This is a genomic window from Mesorhizobium sp. M7A.F.Ca.US.006.04.2.1 (genome assembly GCF_004022915.1).
GTDB classification, from domain to species: domain Bacteria; phylum Pseudomonadota; class Alphaproteobacteria; order Rhizobiales; family Rhizobiaceae; genus Mesorhizobium; species Mesorhizobium ciceri.
This window is the reverse complement of record NZ_RZQA01001440.1, coordinates 1-840: the sequence shown is the minus strand read 5'-3', so window position 1 is coordinate 840 and position 840 is coordinate 1. Positions and strand designations below refer to the sequence as shown.

Here is an 840-nt window from a genome sequence, read left to right as displayed (position 1 = left end):
GTCTTGCTTGCGTCCACGCGTTGATCCAGTATTGGGCATTTCATCCTCCAAAAGATTGCCATTCCAGACCCAACAACGCAGCCGGACTCTTCCGGTTCAATATCTGGAAACACCGATTTGGAACCGAATGCCATTCAGGGTATTGAATCCAGCCATGTATTCGAGTTCCGCATGCCGGCCGTAGAGGCCGCCCTCAGCAAAAAGCGCTCTCGGCGCCGGGACTCAGAATCTACCCCTACATATTCGCTGCCAGCATTTCGTCCGTTCCAGCTCTGCACCCTGACAGACGCCATACCTGTGGGCAGCAATTGGCTGTTCGAAATGAAGTTCGACGGGTATCGTGCCCAAGTCTCGATTTCCGGCTCTAAAGTTGTGGTCTACACCCGCAACGGCCACGACTGGACACGACAGTTCAAGGTGATCCTGGCGCCGCTTCAGGCTCTAACCAAAGACTCTGCACTGATCGACGGCGAGATTGTCGCGATCGACAGCCAGGGCCGCACCAATTTTTCCATGCTGAAAACCGGAATTGCCGCGGGCATGCCGCTCAAGTCTACGCCTTCGACCTGTTGGAAATGAATGGCGAAGACCTGTCGAACCGACCGCTTCTCGATCGCAAGGAGAGGCTGGAGTTACTCCTTGGAGACCGCGACGCTGGCGACAGCCTGCAGTTTTCCGGCCACATCGTCGACCGGGGCAGACAAGTCTTCGACGCCATGTGCGAGGGTGGCCACGAAGGCGTTATCGCCAAGCGCGCCGACAGCCGTTACATCGGCGACCGCACGACCAGCTGGCTCAAGATCAAATGCACCAAACGACAGGAATTCGTCGTTGTGGTTA

General features: G+C 56.5%; 1 protein-coding gene and 1 pseudogene. Both read left to right on the top strand.

The annotated features are described in order from the left end of the window. Window positions 1-117: 117 nt before the first annotated feature. A complete protein-coding gene (locus EN925_RS41320; protein ID WP_164766163.1) occupies window positions 118-579 on the top strand; it encodes a hypothetical protein in 462 nt (153 codons plus the stop codon). After that, window positions 576-840 (top strand): annotated as a pseudogene (locus EN925_RS41580) (DNA ligase D); the annotation flags it as partial. The gene EN925_RS41320 and the pseudogene EN925_RS41580, both read left to right, overlap by 4 nt.